This is a genomic window from Tepidanaerobacter sp. EBM-49, from assembly GCF_001896645.1.
In the GTDB taxonomy this organism is placed as follows: Bacteria; Bacillota; Thermosediminibacteria; order Thermosediminibacterales; family Tepidanaerobacteraceae; genus Tepidanaerobacter; species Tepidanaerobacter syntrophicus.
Genome location: NZ_MPPE01000048.1, coordinates 20,088 through 40,261 on the forward strand (window position 1 = coordinate 20,088; position 20,174 = coordinate 40,261).

Here is a 20,174-nt window from a genome sequence, read left to right on the forward strand (position 1 = left end):
CTACTTTAGTCCATCATAACAAAACTTTTTATTCTTTCATTTTCAATGTTGTTAAAGAACTCTTCTTTTCCAGCTTCTTTAACAATTCGTCCCTCATCCATAAATATTACGCGGTGTGCTACTCTTTTTGCAAAATTCATATCATGAGTTATTATTAAAACACCCATTCCATCGGCTGCCAGTTTTTCGGCAATTAATGCTATGCCTTCTCTAAGCTCCGGATCAAGAGCGGAAGTAGGTTCGTCAAGGCACATTATTTTTGGGTTTAATGCACAGGCACGGGCAATAGCCACTCTTTGTTTTTGCCCTCCGGAAAGCTCAAAGGGATAAGAGTTTGCTTTATCCTCTAAATCAAGCATTTTTAATAATTCTCGCGCCTTGCCCTCAGCCTCTTTTTTAGAAGCGCCAAATACATTTATCGGCGCTTCTATTATATTTTCCAATACAGACATGTGAGGAAAAAGGTTAAAATTTTGAAAAACTAATCCTACTTTTTTTCTTATCTCAAGGATCTGAGCAGGTTTTGCATACACGCTTGTCCCATTTTCATCCTTGCACAGGTACATCCCGTCAACTATTATTGTGCCTCGGTCGCACCGGACAAGATTGTTAATGCAGCCTAAAAGTGTGGTTTTTCCCACACCAGAGCGGCCAATTATCGCAAGTATTTCATTTTGAGCAAGTTGAAAAGTTATATCTTTTAATACAGCTTTGCCTTTAAAGCTTTTATAAAGGCCCTCTACACTAAGAACTGCCATAATTTAATTCCCCTTATCGAAAATATGAATATCTTTTCTCTAACTTTTGAAAAACAAATGTAAGTATAGCTGTCAAAGCTAAATAGAAAAATCCCACCGCAATAAGAGGCACCAGAGAAGCATCCCTGTTCGATGCTATCTTTCCTGCGCGCAAAAGCTCTCCAAGTCCTACTACATATACAAGGGATGTATCCTTCACAAGTGTTATTACTTCATTTGCAATTGACGGCAAAACAATTTTTATCATTTGGGGAAGTATAATCCTTACAAAAGTTTGCCGCGGGCTAAATCCAAGGACTTTTGCCGCATCATATTGTCCTTTATCAATAGCCTCAATACCACCTCTAAAGATTTCACCGAAATATGCCGCGTAGTTTAGAGCAAATGCCAGGATAGCAGCGGGGAACCTGTCAAAAGTTATGCCGATAATAGGCAGTCCAAAAAATATTACTACTATCTGCAAAAGCAATGGTGTTCCCCGCATAACCCAGATGTAAAGCTCCATCAACAGCACTAAAGGTTTAATCTTAGAAAGTCTTCCCAATGCCACTAAAATCCCTAAAGGAATAGAAAGAATAAGCGTAAAGAAAAATACCTTTAAAGTTACTTCGAGCCCTGAAAGTAAAGCCGGCATAAGTATTAAAATGTATTCAAGCATGATAATTTTCCTTTACTTTTGTGATGATTTCTTGTATTGTCCTACAAAGCTATTACCGGTTTCCTGTTTCTTTATTCTGCAAACCATTTTTTGTATATAGTTTCATAGGTTCCATCTTTTTTCATTTCATCAAGTGTATTATTGACCATTTCCAAAAGCTTTTTATCTTGTTTCCTAAAGCCTACCCCATACTGTTCTTTTCCAAAGTCTTCATCAAGAATTACGTATTTATCTGAACCTTTTTGTTTGATATAGTAGCGTGCAAGGATTTCATCAGCGACTACAGCATCAACTCTCCCTGCCTCTAAGTCCATAAAGGCTTCGTTGTTTGTGTCAAAAAGCACAGGTCCTCCTCCGTCAAAAGACTTCACTAATTCAGGTTCAGTATTCATAGCATCTACAGCACTAGAACCGGTCTGTGCCGCTACCTTTTTGCCGGCAAGATCGTTCTTGCTTTTAATATCAGAACCTTTAAGCACAACAATTACTTGTCTATTGTCAAGATAGGGCTTTGAAAATGCCACTTTTTCTTTTCGTTCCTCTGTAATCGTATATCCATTCCAAATCATATCAATATTTCCTGCATTAAGTTCTGATTCTTTCATAGACCAATCTATGGGTTGAAGTACTAATTCCAAATCATTACGTTTAAATACTTCTTTGGCAAGATCTACATCAAAACCTACGATTTCATTATTTTGATCCCTAAAGCCCATAGGCGCAAATGTATCGTCAAGTCCCATAACAACTTTGCCCACTTGTTTTATCTTGTCAAAAGAATCTTCGCTTGCACCAGCCTGTTGGCTTTCCTTTTCTTGAGAAGCTTTATTATCATCTGTATTTGATGCTGCATTATTGCTCGAACACCCTGCAAGAGAAAGCATGCCCAAAATTAAAACAAGTATTACTACGATTCCGATTTTAAAACCTTTTTTCATTGTATCCTTCCCCTCTTTTTTTAATTTCACACCTAAAAATTCTACTTCATTACGTTAATATGATAAAGTGTAAAAGTGTTTTTGTCAACAATAATTAGAAAGCCGCCTATACTCATGTAGAGTTTAGACGGCTATATAGATTTAAGTATATCATCGGACTGCCATCGCTTATAAAAGCCAAAGGAATTGCCTCATTGACCTTACTTAGCCTTTTGTATCCGGCTCAACTTTTTCACTTTCTTCTTTTTCATCAATTGTTATAAATTCGTATTCTTTATTTCCCATGCCGAGTTTATATGCTGCATCAATATGCAATTGAGCATCTTTGCCCGTTACTGCTTTTAAAATCGGTTCTCCATATTTTACGTCTTTATCTGCTGCTTTAGATTGAGGTAAAGGTTGGGCTCCGTTTATCATATCAATTGTTGCCTGGTCGATAGCTACGGGATCAAAGGATACCATAACACCCTGGTCTTGGACAATGGGTGTGTCAGCAAGAGGCATACAATCACATTCAGGTTGAACTTCGGTAATAAAATTGATGTACAAAATTCTGCCCTTTTTAAAGGTGGATACCACAGCATGAGCCGATTCCGCAAGCCGCGCCTGAAAGTCCTCGTTTTTATCCGGTATAAAAAGGGCCTTTTGTTCGCAGACTCTAGTACAGCGACCACATTTTGTGCATTTTTCATCATTAATTACTATTTTATTGTCAATAAGGTCTATTGCGTGATGGGGGCAGACATCCACACAGTGCATACAGCGGATACATTTACTTTCAATCCACTCTATACGCTTATTTTCTGTAATATGTATTCTGCCTCTTTCGGCTTCACTGCAGGGCGCTTTACAGCTTATTCCTCCCATGCCAAGGTTTTTGATGGCACCGCCAAACCCGGATTCTACGTGGCCTTTGCAGTGAGATACCACCACCATAGCAGGCGCATAATATATAGCAGAAGCTACCCCTATTTCGTTTAAAAAGGGCCCACTTTTTACTTTTACCTGATCCCTTCCAAATATACCATCTGCTAAAATTACCGGTGCTCCTACAGAAAGATGATTCAGGCCTTCCATATTTGCTACATCCAGATATTCCAGCCCGGGAATTCTTACGGTATCCGTAACAAAAGGTTTGCCGTTTACTTCTTTGATTTTATCTACCACTTTTCTTAAAAAAATAGGCCGCACAATTCTATGGGCGCCTTGCGACCCAAAGTGTGTCTTTACGGCTACATAATCCCCTTCATTTATAAACTCTTTAAAATCAATCATATTTAAAATCTGCTCGAATTTTGCTACAAAACTATTCTTATAATCATAAGTTTTTACTCTGGCATCGGCAAAATAAATCTTTGTTTTCATTGCAAGCCTCCATTTTAATTAATTTTTTTATTCCCCGGGTAATAAATTTTATAATAGTGCTGCCCTTCAGATAGTATAAAGTGTTGTTAGGAAAGTAGAACTTTATTGCTCCATTTCTCCTGTGTAAGCATTTACATAATAGACTTGTCCATTTTCTGATTCTATCTTCCATACCGGCGGCATTTGCCATCTGTTTGCGTCATAGATTTTTGAATAATAGCCTTGTTTTACCGCCACTATTGCAACAGGAAAAGTCACCGTTTCCTCTTCGTTTATAACTCTCATAATAGCTATGAGAGGTGAAATTACACCACGCTTTTTGCCTACATATCCTAAAGGCTTGAGCCAACATTGATAGTATGTTTTAATGCCGGATGGGGTAACAAGCACTGTGATATAACTGTTGTCAATGAAAAAGCCGTCATAGTAGCGCACATATTCGCATAGGTAGCCGCCGCTTTCCTTATCGTATGTTACCTTGTCAAGGACTGCTCCCTTTGTAATTTTTGCCCGCTTCTTAATAAAATCTTCAGCTTCCTTTTCTGCTTGTTCTCTTGTAAGATTCGGCCATATAACTTCTTCGTTATTGTTAAAATATGTTATAAATCCGTTATCTGCCACTATAAGCTGTTGATTTTCTAAGGTATATTTTCTACTATCCTGAACTTCAATAACTTTTGGAATCTCTTTTTCACCAAAAAAATTCTTCAGCACTTCTTCTTCATCTACTTTTTCAAAACTTACCTCAAGCAAAGATTGAGGCCGACCTTCCTTTAAACTTTCAACCCTTAGGTCAACCCCTTTCTCTCTTAGAAATTTCTTTATTTCTTCCTGTTGGCCCGGTGTAAGACTAAATTCATCAGCAGACTTACCCTGTCTATACAAATTAATTGCCAAAAATATATTGAGGGCTATAAAAGATACTACAAGAATACTTATTGCTCTTTTCCAATCCAAAAAAATCACTCCGAAAGGTCTTGTATAATAACCTCCAGGTCTCCAGTTTTAACAATCCACACAGGTTTTAGGATATTGCTTTCTGCCATATAACCGGGATAAATGTCGCTTAATGTCTTTATATTTTTCGTAGCAACCGCAGTATTTAATGCTTCTACAGGAGTCATAAGGTCTTTAATGCCTTCTTGTTTTATCAGCCATGTTACTTCTCTATAATAATACTTTACCTGGTTATCTTCAACAGTTACTTTGATATAGTCTCCCGAGTTTACAACATTAAGTCCTCCCACTCTAAGCCTGAAATTGAAAGTATAAGAGGAATCTTTCTGTGTCTTGCCGGGCATTTCATAGGATGCCAGGTAGCATCCTTCCGGCCAGCCTCCGTGAGATACTATAAAATCTATTGCTGTCTTGAAGGCTTCATACAAGCTTGAGCCTTTTTTTTGCTCTGTAGGCGCAGGAAAATTGTATTCGATACGGCCATCGCTATAAATTCTAAGCCCTTGCTGACCATCGGTATATATTATGGTGCCGTCCCTTTCCTCAATTCTTCTGATTATAGAAAAATCTGCAAAAAATGTAGATGCAATATCTTCTTCGGCAATAGGTTCCCTTTTAAAGGAATACGTAGGAAGCTCATACGGCAAAAGTGAAACATACACCTCTCCGTCAACTTTCAAGTTTACACCTGCGGTAAGTTTTGCATACATAGGAGGATCGGAGTCATTTATTTCTTTAATAAGAGCGTCTACTTCGGCAGTATCGGGAACTTGTCCAATCTTATAATAATTTCCGCTGCTATCTATCAAATAGCACATAAGTTCTTTATCCCTTATAACTAAAAACGAACGAATAAGTTTTTCTTCCGAACCTGATACTTCACCTGGGCTAATATCAAAAAGCTGCCTTATAAATGACATCGGCAGCGGTACAGGAAATACGACTTCCATACCATTTTTGTGGATAAAATAATCTTGTTTTGCTAAATCCACTTCTTCCGGAGCCGCAGTTAAAGATAGAGCAATTAGTTTTTTTGAAGCATCCCAGGTTTTATCATAGAAATATGAAGATGGTTTTAGAACTGTAGTAAAAGAATCGCCCAGATATACCAAGATTTTTTCAGGCTTGATAGGAGTTAAAAGATCTGTTACTTCCTGAGTATTTTGAATGGTTTTTGCAGAGGGCAAATGGCCGGGAACTTTCGACCAAATGTTAAAAGAAAGAAAAAGGCTGATGGCCACAAGCAGGATAAGACTCCAGCCTAGGATAGAATCCCTCGACAATGGCAACACCGCCTTTTTTATTTTAAAATAAGGAATGATTTGAGAGTCTGTATAAGGGAGCCAAGTTCCGGCAACTCTTGCCCTTTTTCAAGCTTGTAAACCTTGCGCGAAACCGTTTCTGTATCTCCCGAAGGAAATGAGGCCTTAACGGTAATAATGTTCTCTTTAGATGAAATTGATACTTGGGTTACAAAAATGCCTGCTGCGCCAACCGAAAGTTCTTTCGGGTCTTGCTTGCCGTTTATGAGGACCACTACTTTTGAATTTGGCACGGTTTCTCCGCTAACCAAAACTTTGCCTGCAGATGTCATATAATTGTCTTTAGGCTCGCTTAAATTAATAAAATTTTTCACTTCATCTGCTTTAGCTGCGGGAGAAAATAGCATCAAAACAGCAATAAACACCATCATGACTGTTGCAATTTTTTTCCTCATAAATAATCTCCCTTTCCAAAATAAAAAACAAACGCCGGGCTTGAATCCCTTTTCTATCTCTACTATGTTTAGTTTAAATTAGCAACATTACAGAATTGTTACAGGCCTATTAAATATAAATTACATTTGTTTGTATGATAATATAGAAGGATTTTCTAAAGATTTTTACTTAGAAATTCAGAATTTTTCATGAGCTTTCCTATTTTATCGTCTGAGTAGCAGCTACTGCAGGAATTTCAAGGGTAACAGTTGTGCCTACTCCTACTTCACTGTCTATAAGTATTTTGCCTCCATGAGCTTCTATGATTTCTTTTGCTATGGAAAGACCCAAGCCTGTGCCCCCCATCTCCCTGGATCTGGTTTTGTCAACCCTGTAAAAACGCTCAAAAATCCGTGGAAGATCTTCTTTTGGTATTCCGATTCCTGTATCCCTGAATTTTATTCTCACGATATTGTCTGCTGCCTCTACATCTAGATAGATTTTTCCTCCTTCAGGAGTATATTTATAAGCATTGCTGAGGATATTTTGAAAGACTTGCTCTATTCTATCCCGGTCTGCAAATATTTCCGGCACCTTATCCGGCGTATTTACGATGAGGATTTGGTTTTTTCTTTTAATATTCATATCCATCTTGTTGACCACGTTAATTAAGACATCTTTAGCATCTATAAGCTTCATATCCCACTTAACCTGCTTGTTGTCAAGGCGGGACAGTTCTAAAAGATTGTTTACAAGGCGAGTCATCCTGTCTGTTTCATCATTTATAACATTCATAAACTGCTGCGCTATCTCTTTTTCATCCATCGCACCGCTTATCAATGTTTCCACATAGCTTTTTATTGTAGTAAGCGGTGTGCGCAGCTCGTGAGATACGTTTGCCACAAACTCTTTGCGCATGTTTTCCAAGCGCTGCTGTTTCGTTATATCTTGAAATACAAAAATGTGTCCAACTATGCGATTTTCTCGTCTCAGTGGCGCATAAATAGACTTTAATATTGCATCATTTGTGCTTATAAGGGTTTCACTGTTACTAAGCTTGTTTTTCAACAGGCTTTCCATGTCAATATTAAGGATCCTTCCTAATTGTTGAGCTGAAATGTTTTGGCCGTTAAAAGTTTCATCAAGAGAAAGCATTTGCCGGGCGGCAGGATTTATGTGTATTACCTCGCCCTCGTTATTTAGCGCTATGACGCCATCTGCCATGTTCAGCAAAATTGCTTCCATTTTTTCTTTTTCGTCCGATATTTCTTCCATGGTCTCTTTTAGGCGCATTGTAAGGAAGTTGAACATATCGGTAAGTTTTCCTATTTCATCATTAGATTTTACTTCTATATGCTGGTCAAAATCTCCGCTTGCAAGAGATGCAGCTCGTTTTGTAACCTCTTGTATGGGACCTGTTATCGTTTTTGAGAGGGCAAAACCAACTATTCCCGTGGCTGCTAGGCTTATCAAGGTAGCAGTAAGCAAAATAGTCTTTGTATTTGCAATGGTGTCGTATATGCTTTTCATAGAAGCGATTAGATATATAATGCCTACAACACTACCACCGCTTTTTACCGGATAAGCATAGTACATATAAGCAATCTTGCTCTTAGGATCAACGCGTATGTCTTTTGATGCTGTCCCAAAAGTAGCTTGAGTTATTTCAGGGGCAAAAAGTTTTGTATTAGGTTGAAATCTTGTATCATCTGTAGATGTAATAATATTTGCTGAAGGGTCTAAAACTGCGATTACCATCTCTTGGCCGAATCCTTTTATAACATCGTTTATATCTTCCGGATGGGCAACAGGTGTTAAATGTCGCTCTATATAGCCGCAAATTAGCTGGGCTTTATTGTCCAATGTGCTGGTTAAAGTATCGATATGATAATCTTCCATAGATTGAATCATGAAAACTCCTACAATCTCCATAGCCAGCAATATAAGCATTATATATATAATAACCAGCTTCCACTGGATGCTTTTAAACATTCAAAACCACCTTACTGCTTCTTAAAATAATAGCCTATACCCCTTTTTGTAATAATATATTCGGGATTTGCAGGGTCATCTTCCACCTTTTCCCTAAGGCGCCGTACTGTAACATCAACAGTGCGTATATCACCATAATACTCATAACCCCACACTTCTTCAAGAAGTTTTTCGCGGGTAAAAACCTGACCCGGCTGAGCAGCAAGGTAGCGAAGCAGTTCGAACTCCCTAAATGTAAGATCGAGGGGTTTTCCGTTTTTCCTTACAACATAGCTTTTTAAATCAAGCTCTAAGTCTCCCTGCTTTATAACTTCAGAATCTTCATCAGGCTCTGAAAAGGCCATACGTCTTAAATTCGCCTTCACCCGCGCCATAAGTTCCCGCATGCTGAAAGGCTTTGTAATGTAATCATCTGCTCCAAGTTCAAGGCCCAAGACCTTGTCTACTTCTTCCCCTCGCGCCGTAAGCATAAGAATAGGACTTGTAAGCTTTTCCCGAAGTTTTTTACACACCGAAAAACCATCCTGCTTAGGCAGCATAATATCCAGCAATATTAAATCAGGATCTTCTTTTAAAGCGATTTCAATCGCTTCATCCCCGTCATAAGCCGTCAAAACATTGTAACCTTCTTTAGAAAGGTTATACTTTAGAATATCCACAATCGGCTTTTCATCATCCACTACTAAAATCTTTTCATTCAAGAACAAACACCCCCGTTATTAGTTATATTCGTCAAAAATTATGTTTTTCCTTCTATTTTTGAGCTTTCTTCATTTTTCCATGTCCCTTATCTAAAAAATATTTAGCAGAAAAAAGGCGAAAGAAAATTTCGTACAAGAAAAAGCGGCACTTCTGCCGCATTTAAAAAGGGGGGATCGTTTGTTGTTGCTGACTGCTTGATTTTTATTATAAGTGATTATTATTAAACAAGTATTGCATTTATGTTACAAATATATTACAGTTGAAGAATTTATAAAGAAAAGAGCTGCCGATATTAGCGTCAAAACCTTATGGCAGCCTTTTATGCTTTTAATATATCTTAAGTTATGAAGAGGCGCATCTCTCACCTTCAATAATATCTAAGGCGGCGCTGGCACCTAATACATTCGCACCTGCTTTGATTAATTCACAGGCAAAATCATAATTTTTTATACCGCCTGCGGCTTTTATCTTAACTTCATCTTTTAAAATGCTCTTCATTAGTCGAACATCTTCTACTGTCGCTCCCCCAAAACTTCTTCCCGTCGATGTCTTTAGAAAAGCGGGCTTTGCCTTAAGCGCAATTTCACAAATACTCTTTTTTGCTTCCTGGTCAAGCTTGCACATTTCAACTATAGCCTTATCTGCTACTCCATATGTTCTGCTAAAATCTGCTATTTCTTTCATTTCGGTTAAAATATTATTATAATCTCTGCTTTCAATTTGTGCTTGATTTAGTACATAATCTATTTCTTTTATCCCTAAATCCGCTAATTTTTTAAAGTCTGCAAGCTTATCTTTCAAAGAAAGCTTTCCTTGAGGAAAATCCACGGCACCTGCAATTATAATGTCTGTTCCTTCTAGTACCTGTCTTGCAGTATCTATTTCATCAGGATCTGCAAATACGCACCTTACATTATACTCTTTGGCTTTTTTTAGATATTCTTCGAACGTATCATTCGGGTCTTGAATGTAATCAATATACTTATTTATATTTTTTATCACGAGAACCATTCAGCCTCCCTAGAAAAGCTATTTTAATCTTATCTAGTAATCTTATGCTGCAAAAATTCCAAGATATGCGCCGAGAACGCCTACTATAATTGTGCCAATGATAAGCACCATGGGGCTTACCTTCTTTTTCAAAAGCCAGTAAAACAGCCAAGTGGCTCCTAATCCCAGCGCTCCCGGAAGTATACTGTCTAAAATTTCCTGTAAAGTAGTAGCTGCTTCGCCAGTGCCAATCTTTAAGCCAAGGGTTGTGTACACCATACTGTTGGACATAGCTCCTATTACCATAATACCTAGAATTCCCGCAGCATATACGAGTTTGTCCATCGCGCCGGTCTCTTGGGCTTTTTGCAGATATTTCATTCCAAGTTCATAGCCGCCCACTGCTCCGAAAATACGTACCAGAAATGCCGGTATATTGTATATTAGAGCATAGAGAATCGGGCCTAAAATATTGCCCTGCATCGCAAGAGAAAGTCCCACGCCCAGCGCTATAACGCGGATACACCCTAAAAATATCGAATCGCCGATTCCGGAAAGCGGTCCCATCAATGCTGCTTTTACAGCGTTTACCGACTCAGGCTCCATTTCTCCTTTTGCAATCTTTTCCTCCATGGAAACCGCCACACCGCCTACAAATGGAGCAAGCTGCGGAGTGATGTTGAAAAAAGCTATATGTCTTGTTAGGGCATCAGCATATCCCTTTTTGTCGTTTTTGTAAAACTTCTTCAAGAATGGATTTATCATCAAGCAAAAGGCAAGATGCATCTGTCGAGGATAATTCCAGGAAAATTCCATACCTAACGCGCCGTGGTTTACAGCCATTTTTATTAAATCCTTTTTTGAAACTTGACTTGTGTTGTCTGCAATCTTTATTTCCTCAGAAGTCATCATCAGAATCAACCTCCCCACCGTATTCCCCGGCTGCTGCAGGTCTTCTTCCTTCCAGCAAGCCGAATTTTTCTACAATAAGTATAACTCCGGCTATCGTTACACCTAATACCGGCATATGCAGATATGAAGACAGGAGAAAACCTAGAAAGAAAAACGGAATAAGTTTTTTGTTCAAGATCATGTTCATCAACATTGCAAATCCCATTGCAGGCAGTATTCCCGCCGCTATGCTCATACCATCAATAAACACTTGAGGAATGCTGTTAAGTATGTTTTGCATAACATCTGCCCCAAAATAGAATGCCGAAAATACCAATAAGAATTTTTCTACTACAAAGGCCATTCCGTAACCCCAGTGGCAAAGCTCAATACCTTTGATAGAACCCTTTGCCGCAGAATCATCGGCAATCTTCAAAAATACCGGCAAAATTGCATTTAAGAAATTAGCAATTGCAAGGGATAAAAGGGCTATTGGCATAGCAAGCGCCAGTGCCGTTTCGGGTCCCTTACCCATGGAAATTGCAAAAGCAGTGGCCAGCACGCCTCCTACGTTAACATCAGGGGGTATGTACGCTCCCACTGATATAGCGCCCATAAACATAAGTTCGATATTTGCGCCTATAATAATGCCGCTCTTCAAATCTCCTAAAATTAATCCTACCAGAGGCCCAAGGACGATAGGCCTAAAGCAGTATAATGTTCCTAACTGATAATCGAATACGCCATATGCAGAAACCAAACCGATTAGTATGGCCTTTATCAGCATGTAAATACCTCCCCTTTGTTATATTAGATTTTTAGCGTATACCTTTTTATCATCTGCCAGTGCTCGGATTTCTACTTCAATTCCCCTTCCTATAAGTTCCTTAAGCATTTCTATTTCTTCATCTGTTACAAAAATCTGCTTACTTATTTGCTTTGTTTCAGGAGATTCCTTGGTATTGCCCAGATTTATGCTCTTTACCGAAGGGCAGTTGTCTGCCAGCATTTTCGCATCTGCTATGGTTTGAACAATTATCATAAGTTTATATTTGTCAGTAACACCGCTGTTTAGTGATTCAATGGCATCAGCCATATTTTTTATGACTAGCTTGCAGCCTGGAGGTTTGCTTAATTTTAGGGTAGTCTTCCAAACTTCACTATTTGCCGCAACATCACTTGCTACTAAGATACAATCTACGCCGATGCCGTTTACCCATGAAAAAGTCACTTGACCGTGAAGCAGGCGGTGATCAACTCTAAGCAATTTGATCATAAATATCACTCCTAAAAATCATCGTCTTTTTTAGCATAGCTGACACTTTCTTGAATTTCATTGCAGTATTTGGGATTTGCTCCACCATCGCTTAAAATTTCTTTAATCATTTCTTCTGTATTTTCATTTTGGGACAGAAAGAGTTGAATTAGCAATGGAAGATTCATACCGGCAATCAAATGAAAATTGGGTCTTCCTAAATATTTCATAAACTCATTGTTGACACTGCCGCCGAATATGTCGGTTACTACAACGACTTCATCTTCATCAGATATTGAAGCCATGGCGTTTTCGATAAGCAGCTTGGTATCCGTGCCGTCGGTGTAACAATTTAAAATTTGAACATTATCTTGTTTTCCAATTATCATTACGACGCTTTCATAAATTCCTTCTGCAAATCTTCCGTGAGATGCTATGATATACTTGCGCATTTGCTTTTCCCCTTCTTGATATTTTTATATATGGTCATTGTTTTTTTATCAGCGGCAAAAGGTTCTTGAAAGTATCTGTCATTGGCAGATTCCAAAGATAAAAAACCACTGTAGTTAAAAATGTCAAAAACCTTTAAATCTTCTTCCATATCCCGACTGCCGTCTCCCCATGCTAAATGCCCTGTAGGATTTCCGTCAACAAAATGACAGTGGATAATATCTTCGTGAAATACTCTAAAATAATCTTCTATAGTTTCATCAGCTCCTGCCATAGCGCCTAAGTCCAGGCAAACCTTTAAATGATTGTTTCCGACTTCTTTGATTATCTCCTTTAAATCCAGTGACGTGTTGGCAATAGTGGATTCCCCTTTTTGCAGTGCTTCCATTGCAAGATATACATCTTTTGATGCTGCATAATTGCTTATTTCTTTCAGCATTGCTATGCTTCTGTCCTTTGCTGTTTTAACATCTTCATCATAAAATGCCCATCCGCTGGTAATAACCACTTTATTTGCTCCTACAGTTTTGCTTACATCTATTGCATTCTTAAAATATCGAAGAACTCTTTTTTGCCCTTCTTTATCCTTTATTGCTATATTGTTTGGTTTTGGATTTGTCTGTTCAGGGCAAATGCAGGAAATTCTTACATTAAATTTTTCTGCAAGTCCTATCAATTTGTCAGGGTCTTCATATTGTTGGTAATCCATGAAGAAATGTTGCGGCGCCGTCCAAATTTCCACATGTTTAAATCCAAGCCTGCTGGCACAGCGAAAAAAGCTTTCAAGTTGATAAAAACGATAATGGCAATTCATCGCACATAAATGATAGTTGTTCATATATAGACTCAGCTCAATTCTTTGTAAGATATGCAACGGCCGTTGTTCAGCTTTCGCAAGGAGGTGCTAGCAGGTCTCCTATTTCAGTAAATAAATCTTTAATACTCTATTTGGCGGTAGTAGCGGCGGTATTTAAGGTTGTGTTTTGTAAATGTTTCATAGTGTCTTGCAAGTCTTTCGGTAAGCAGTGCGCTTGTAATCATAGGAGATACTAAAACTCTAAATTCATCATCTATACCATCCAATGCATATTCTGCGGTATCTATTACTACCAGTTTATCGGTAAACTTTTGTGCAAAGTTCTCTACTCGGGTATCTAATTTGCGGCATTCATCTTCACCTTTTAGTAAAAATACCGGTACGCCTTTTTCAACAAGTTCTAGTGTCCCATGGAAAAAGTCAGCTGATGTCACAGATTTCGTCCTGACCCACTGCATTTCTTCCAATATGCACATAGAAAACAGATAAACCTCTCCCCACAAAATCCCTGATCCAACAAATATGTTATATGGTTCTTTATAATATTTTTGCGCTATGTCAAACAGCTTGTCATCTGCTTCTTCCCTAATCCGCACTAAGTTCGTATGCAGATTCTTTAACTGGTCGATATATTTTTCATATTTGGGGAACTCCCCTCTTTTATACATAAGTCGCAATCCAAGTATCTGGAATAATAAGTAAGCATCTTCACAATCTGCAGCTTCTGAATTTATTACATAAGTCGAATTTGCAGCAACAGGAGAGCCTTCTTTTGCAAAGGCAATGACTTCTATGCCTTTTTCCTTCATCCATGCCGTCGCTTCTACTATTTCTTTAGTATCACCTGAAGAACTGGAAGTTATGACAATGGACTCCTTTGTTAACTTTCTGTTTCCAATTACATTTAATTCAGCAGCATTTTCAAGGTAAACGTCTAAATCAGAATATCTGTTAAAAATATATTTTAGATGATAAAATTCAGCCCATGTGCCTCCTATTCCGACCAAAAAAATGTTGGAGTAGCCTCTTTCATGAATTTTGTCAGCAATTTCTTCAATTTGTCCTCTTTTTTCATATGATGCTTTTCCGTCTGCATAGTACTTTTCATAATCAAATTTCTGCAGTTTCTTAATTTTTTCCATTTGTTTAATTCCTCCTAAGATTTTTGGTAAGTTTAACAATTTATATGTCAAAATTTTTATTGCTTTTATACTTTATATAATGCAAAAAGCGTACCAATTACCGGTACGCCTTTTATTTTAAACCTCGGCCGTTAAGAAATCGCATATATAGCCGATTTCCGCAGTATTTATTTTGACACTATATGTCTGTTCTATGACACTAAAAGATTCTTTGATGATTTTTATCATTTCTTTTTGACACTGTTCAAAGTTATTTATATTTTTATATGTTTCAATGGGCTGTCTGCGAATGAGTCTTTCCACAAGACAGCTTACATGAACATAAAGTCCAATTTTTCTTTCATTTGAAATTCGCCGCTTTAAGCGAACTTCTAGTTGATTTACGAATTCCTCAACTTCCGACAAAATTTTGTTGCAGTCGAGTATTGTAAGCGAATCTATGACGCGTTCCAGAGAACAATTTCTGACAATATTTTTATTGATCTCAGAAAGGCGTTCTTCTTCGCCTACCGCCGGTTTTAAGACTTTTCGAATTTTTTCTTCACTGTCTCCTGCGATAAGCTCTTCAAGGGAAATATATGGTATTTCTTTGATGCCCGGATCCGCTGTCCCTATAATCGCAAGTACATTATACACTTTAAATATTGCTTCATTCATGCCGGATTCCCTTAGTGCATTATAATCGTGGGCCAAGATTTTGATGCCCAGCTCTTGCGGTATACTGTCTTCTAATAGTTTTTGAATTTGCAGCGCGGTGCCTATCCCTGTTTGGCATGAAGTGATAATAACATCTTCCTTTTTTCTTTTAGGATAAATTATCTTATATTCAATTTGGTTTTCTGTTTTGAGCCTTTCTACAATTTCTTCCAAGAACAGTTCCTTGTCCAACATGCTGCCCAGATAAAGCGCCATCTGAGTTGACACGTTGTTTATAATCGCTATAGGGCCTTTTACTTGGTCTTTAAACTCCTGATATATATCCTTTAGTGAGCCCATATCAACAAGTATTATAAGTCCTTTTGATACATCAGTGTCTTTAATGTAATCCAATACTTTTGCAGCAATTTCTTCAACTGAAATGTCAATTGGCATATCAAAAGGTTCGAAGATATTTTTTCCAAGTAACCTGTTTACAACATTTGCGATACTACTGGCAGTAGCATATCCATGAGCTAGAATTACGGCTTTAATTTTTTGAGGAGTCTCTGCGACTTTCAGGTTTCTTAAATATATCCAAAGAAAGACCTTATCAAGTTTGTCAAGTTTAACATCCACTTTATTTTCCAAGATAGTTTCCAGGTATTTCACCAACGTCTGCTCAAATTTGTATAATGGCTTGATGCTTTCTATTAACTGATTTATTAACTGTTCCTGCCTTTTTGACCAGTGAATGGAATTATTGCCTTTATAGTATAAAAAGTGAGCTATCGCATATATACTGTTGCCATTAAATTTTATTCCATAGTTTTTCTTAAGGTATTCAAGGGCTTCTTGAACGTTTGCTATCATGAGTTTTAGCATTGTGCCCTGTTCCTGCTGAGTATTGTTGAATATCAGGTTGTCAAGAAGGGCGTTTACCTCGTTAATGAGATTTTCTTGAAAATACTCCGGGGAAAATCCTTTTTCCTTAGAATTAGCAAAAAGCGAAAGAATTTTTTCGTAGGTGTCTTTAATACATTTTAGGTGGGAAGTATTGAGCTCATATAATTTTTCAAGCGTTGAGTTTTCATCAATAATGATTTCCTTTGAATTTTTTAATTTTGTATCACTGTAGTTTAGGCTATCCTCTATTATGTTTGCCGGCAAATCCTGTATGGTAATTCTAACTTCTCCCAAGTTTTGAGATTTAACAAGGGATGCCGCCACAATATATTTTATTGTATTTTTAAGTTCGCCCATATTCCCAGTATAACGATGGCGCGTCAGTGCTTCCATTGCCCGATTTGTTATTCGTATCGGCAAATGAACCTTTTTTGCTTCATTTATTAAAAACATATACACAAACTGCTCTTTTTCAGCCTCTCCCCGCTCATCCAGACTCGGGATTGTTATACGTATAGGAATGCGGCGGAGGAAAGTCTTTAAAAAGTTTTTTTCCAGTTCTTCGGTGGTGGCAAATATCAATCTAACATTTACCCGATGGCATGAGTCGCTTTCTCCCATTCTTCGGTAAACTCCCTGATCCATAAGCGTAAAGAGCTTCTCCTGCCCTTCTGCATTTAATCGATGAACCTCGTCTAAAAATAGTATGCCGCCGTCGGCTGCCGCCAGCATACCGTCTTTTGTTGTGTTTGCCCCTGTAAATGCTCCTCTTACATAGCCAAACAAATTACTCGACAAAAGCTCGGGGTTGTTTGCGTATTGAGCGCAGTTAAAGCTTACAAAGGGTGCATTTTTTGGCAGTATATTTTTTTCTAAACAATATTTATAGATAAGTTCTGCTGTAAAACTTTTTCCGACGCCTGTAGGTCCGCATAAAATTATAGGCAGACCGCCCGGATAAAGCACCGATGCCTTGATTTGAGTAATGGCTTTTTTAAGGCTGCCGTCTGCACCAATTAGCTCATCAAAAACGTCAGTTTCCTGCTCTTTGACAGGTTTAAGATCTTCCAGTTCTTGAAAGCTTTCAAGAATGTTAGTGGGCAGCGGGTAAAACTTTGATTCAAACACCGCCCGATTCAAGAAATAGACGGGCCTGGTATTTATCTTCAAAGCCTTTCCCTCTTTTACCAACTGATTTAGATAGTGGCTTATTGTATTTCTCTTTACTTTAAAAACGTCTGCTATATAATTTGCAGTTAAGCCGATTGAGGGCCTTTTGATATTAAATTTTTCAGTCTCATTTCTTAAATATTCCAGTAATTCTTCTTTTAAACCCATAAATAATACACCTTCTAAAAGTCTTTAAACTAACAATTGCCCATAAAAAATAGGAATCTTGCAGGAGGTTTGCTAAAGTCTCATCATAAGCCTTGTAAAAATATATAATTGCAAAAATCGTGCCAAGGCTTTTGAATAAAAATGTTCTAATAATAGACCTATCACTGCCGCTTGGTACAGCGTTATATGCTACTGTTTGTAATAACACCATGTACAGCCGCTTAGTATGATGCTATGCACTATCTCAAAATCAGCAGCATTAGTGTCAATTATTCGCTGACTGCTCAAGATGGCAATATACGCTGCTGCTTATAATGATATTGTATGCTTTGGCTCAAGGTAATATTACATAATTTGTCATCATTATGCACTCAACAAAACAGTCTGTCGTTCCAAATAAAGTATAGTAAATGAGGAATCTTAAATTTGGCCTTATAACAGAAATAGGGCTGCATGATGGCAGCAGCCCTTTCTTTTAGATTTTGTCGATTGCTTAATTCTTTATTGTATTTCAAATTTATTCTATTGCTTGTTATCTTTTTGTGTTATTGTATTTTGATATATTTCTTGTTGTTTAGAGCAAGTGATACTCTTATGCTAACGTCTTTGCATAAACAAAAACATGTTTCGGCTTACTTAACATATATGATAATATGATAAGTAAAAAGCGGCTATAGATTTATATAACGCAGCATGAATATAATTTAGGAGGCACTTGCTTAAAAATTACTACTTATTTAAGTAATTTAAAGGATTTACCGAGCTTCCGTTTATACGAATTTCAAAATGTACATGGCTTCCGCTAGCTCTTCCGGTAGAGCCCGCTCTTGCAATTTGCTGCCCTTTTTGCACTTGCTCGCCTACTGATACAGTAATTGAACTATTGTGAGCATAATAAGTCTCAATTCCGCCACCATGGTTTATTATAACAAGGTTTCCATAACCTCCGCTCCAGCCTGCAAAAGTTACCGTTCCGCCATTTGAAGCATATACAGGGGAGCCGCTGCTTTTAGCGATGTCAATACCTGTATGAAACTCACTGCCTCTGTATCCATATGGTGAGCTTATCTGTCCTACCACCGGCCATGAAAATCTTCCGCTTCCACGGAATGCAACCTCTGCCTTTGTGCCTTTAGCCACTATGCGGTTTACAGGTTCTTTTACGACCTTTTCACTGATAACGGTTTGAGAAACTTTGACACCGTTTTTAAAGACAGCTTCTGCTGCAATTTCTTTAGTACCATTTTCCCCGGCCTGCTTTACCTTCTGATCCCATGTCCACATTGTGCTATCTTTTTGCACTTCAGTCTCATAAGGTATGGCCTCACTATATGTAATCTTCTTTACCACTGTAACATTTAGCAGTGGTTTGACTTCAGTCAAGTTAATTTTATCGCCAAGAGCTAATTCGTCTTCAGATTTTAGCTGAGGATTTGCTTTAATCAAATCATCTAGTGGTATTTTTTCTTTTTGAGATATAGACCAAAGGCTATCGCCTTCAACAACTTCATATGTTTTGATTTCTATTGCGCCTTTTAGAATCAGATTTTTTGCATCCTCTGCGCTAAGCAGTGCTTTAGGTTCTACAAATTTCTCTGTAAAATTTACTTTTTCGGCTATTTCAGCTTTCACTAATTCTCCCGGCGTCTGGCTTATGTAGTACTGTTTTACCTGATTTAACACTGATTCAGCCGTGGTTTTATCCTTTACAATCGCCACTTCTTTTTCTCCAACTTCAATTGCTACAGCTTTTAATTTATAAGTTAAGGCTGATTCCAGCTTTTTCATCATCTCATCGTCAGAATCGAGCTTTTTCCCAATGGCTTTTACCGGCAAGGCTTTTATTTCATCTGCAAATTTTACTTCCGTTCCGAGTTTTTCCTCATATTTTTTCTCTAATTGTTCCTTGATTTCATTTAGTTTTTGATAGCTTTGCAGATTTCCCAGTGTCTGCCCATTTACACTCACCTCAATCACCGAACGACTAAAAATTGCTGCTACAAAAAGCAATACTACAATAGCTGTGCATCCGGCTATGAAGAGCATTTTTTTCCTTTTGTCGGTCTTTACCTTAAGAAAAAGTTCTTTAAGTTTAGACGTTTCCATTCACCCACTCCTTTCTTTTTTGTACACAGCAAAAGAATATAAGCCACACTTTCACCGGTACATGCAAGCAAAGGCACTAAATAGTTCCATCCCTTCCTTACATTATAGTAATATTTATTTAATACTTTTGTAATATATTTGTAACAAACACACCATATTATATTCTACATAAAAATCAAATATCCTTCTTCTAATTTAAAATTTTTTTCTTTTTTTTTGCAGTAAGAGCTTCAATTTTTCTGTAAGGATACAATTTTCTAAACGGTGTAAAAAGTCTCTGAGAAGCGTACTCGACATACTTAAAAAATAAAGGTTTTTGGAAAAATTATAATCTCCAAAAACCTATCTGTGTCATATTTGGAGCGGAAAACGGGATTTGAACCCGCGGCCCTCGGCTTGGGAAGCCGATGCTCTACCGCTGAGCTATTTCCGCCCACTAAATATATTATAAAACCGCCACCATGTTTTGTCAATCTTATGGTGACCCCGAGGGGATTCGAACCCCTGATACCGCCGTGAAAGGGCGATGTCTTAACCACTTGACCACGGGGCCACAAATGGTGAGCCATCCGCGAC

Annotated in this window: 18 protein-coding genes and 2 tRNA genes; all 20 read right to left on the reverse strand. The window is 37.8% G+C overall.

What is annotated here, in order from left to right:
* Positions 1–5: 5 nt before the first annotated feature.
* Positions 6–758, reverse strand: coding sequence for an amino acid ABC transporter ATP-binding protein (locus BUE08_RS08660; RefSeq protein WP_059032176.1), 753 nt, complete (start codon positions 756–758; stop codon positions 6–8).
* 13 nt (positions 759–771) lie between these two features.
* A complete protein-coding gene (locus tag BUE08_RS08665; protein WP_286680751.1) occupies positions 772–1,416 on the reverse strand; it encodes an amino acid ABC transporter permease in 645 nt (214 codons plus the stop codon).
* A gap of 71 nt (positions 1,417–1,487) precedes the next feature.
* Complete coding sequence (locus BUE08_RS08670) at positions 1,488–2,354, reverse strand: amino acid ABC transporter substrate-binding protein (RefSeq protein WP_286680752.1); 867 nt, start codon at positions 2,352–2,354, stop codon at positions 1,488–1,490.
* Positions 2,355–2,558: 204 nt separating this feature from the next.
* Positions 2,559–3,719, reverse strand: a complete 1,161-nt coding sequence (locus BUE08_RS08675) for a DUF362 domain-containing protein (protein ID WP_286680753.1) — start codon at positions 3,717–3,719, stop codon at positions 2,559–2,561.
* Positions 3,720–3,821: 102 nt separating this feature from the next.
* A complete protein-coding gene (yycI, locus tag BUE08_RS08680) occupies positions 3,822–4,676 on the reverse strand; it encodes a two-component system regulatory protein YycI (protein WP_286680754.1) in 855 nt (284 codons plus the stop codon).
* 5 nt (positions 4,677–4,681) lie between these two features.
* Positions 4,682–5,959: a YycH family regulatory protein gene (locus BUE08_RS08685; RefSeq protein ID WP_213950486.1), complete on the reverse strand. Its 1,278-nt coding sequence runs from the start codon at positions 5,957–5,959 to the stop codon at positions 4,682–4,684.
* 17 nt (positions 5,960–5,976) lie between these two features.
* Positions 5,977–6,393, reverse strand: a complete 417-nt coding sequence (locus BUE08_RS08690; RefSeq protein WP_213950487.1) for a hypothetical protein — start codon at positions 6,391–6,393, stop codon at positions 5,977–5,979.
* Between the two features lie 199 nt (positions 6,394–6,592).
* A complete protein-coding gene (locus BUE08_RS08695) occupies positions 6,593–8,365 on the reverse strand; it encodes an ATP-binding protein (protein ID WP_059032163.1) in 1,773 nt (590 codons plus the stop codon).
* Between the two features lie 11 nt (positions 8,366–8,376).
* The gene (yycF, locus tag BUE08_RS08700; RefSeq protein ID WP_286680755.1) at positions 8,377–9,066 is read right to left on the reverse strand and encodes a response regulator YycF; all 690 of its coding nucleotides are present in this window, start codon (positions 9,064–9,066) and stop codon (positions 8,377–8,379) included.
* A gap of 343 nt (positions 9,067–9,409) precedes the next feature.
* Positions 9,410–10,069, reverse strand: coding sequence for a deoxyribose-phosphate aldolase (deoC, locus tag BUE08_RS08705; protein WP_286680756.1), 660 nt, complete (start codon positions 10,067–10,069; stop codon positions 9,410–9,412).
* 51 nt (positions 10,070–10,120) lie between these two features.
* A complete protein-coding gene (locus BUE08_RS08710; RefSeq protein WP_286680757.1) occupies positions 10,121–10,969 on the reverse strand; it encodes a PTS system mannose/fructose/sorbose family transporter subunit IID in 849 nt (282 codons plus the stop codon).
* Positions 10,956–11,735 carry a PTS mannose/fructose/sorbose/N-acetylgalactosamine transporter subunit IIC gene (locus tag BUE08_RS08715; protein ID WP_213950490.1) on the reverse strand — a complete coding sequence of 260 codons (780 nt, stop codon included), beginning with the start codon at positions 11,733–11,735 and terminating at the stop codon, positions 10,956–10,958. Before BUE08_RS08715 ends, BUE08_RS08710 begins: the two co-directional genes overlap by 14 nt.
* Before the next feature lie 18 nt (positions 11,736–11,753).
* Positions 11,754–12,224, reverse strand: a complete 471-nt coding sequence (locus BUE08_RS08720; RefSeq protein WP_286680758.1) for a PTS sugar transporter subunit IIB — start codon at positions 12,222–12,224, stop codon at positions 11,754–11,756.
* A gap of 11 nt (positions 12,225–12,235) precedes the next feature.
* Positions 12,236–12,655, reverse strand: a complete 420-nt coding sequence (locus tag BUE08_RS08725) for a PTS sugar transporter subunit IIA (protein ID WP_213950492.1) — start codon at positions 12,653–12,655, stop codon at positions 12,236–12,238.
* The gene (locus BUE08_RS08730) at positions 12,637–13,491 is read right to left on the reverse strand and encodes a sugar phosphate isomerase/epimerase family protein (protein ID WP_353682113.1); all 855 of its coding nucleotides are present in this window, start codon (positions 13,489–13,491) and stop codon (positions 12,637–12,639) included. The genes BUE08_RS08725 and BUE08_RS08730 overlap by 19 nt, the downstream gene beginning before the upstream one ends.
* Positions 13,492–13,589: 98 nt before the next feature.
* Complete coding sequence (locus tag BUE08_RS08735) at positions 13,590–14,612, reverse strand: SIS domain-containing protein (RefSeq protein WP_286680759.1); 1,023 nt, start codon at positions 14,610–14,612, stop codon at positions 13,590–13,592.
* A 117-nt stretch (positions 14,613–14,729) separates the two neighbouring features.
* Positions 14,730–17,492, reverse strand: coding sequence for a sigma-54-dependent transcriptional regulator (locus tag BUE08_RS08740; RefSeq protein ID WP_286680760.1), 2,763 nt, complete (start codon positions 17,490–17,492; stop codon positions 14,730–14,732).
* 729 nt (positions 17,493–18,221) lie between these two features.
* Positions 18,222–19,598 (reverse strand): peptidoglycan DD-metalloendopeptidase family protein, encoded by a 1,377-nt coding sequence (locus tag BUE08_RS08745; RefSeq protein WP_059032136.1) that lies wholly within the window; start codon positions 19,596–19,598, stop codon positions 18,222–18,224.
* A 358-nt stretch (positions 19,599–19,956) separates the two neighbouring features.
* Positions 19,957–20,031, reverse strand: a tRNA-Gly gene (locus BUE08_RS08750).
* 45 nt (positions 20,032–20,076) lie between these two features.
* Positions 20,077–20,151: transfer RNA gene (locus BUE08_RS08755), tRNA-Glu, on the reverse strand.
* Positions 20,152–20,174 lie beyond the last annotated feature (23 nt).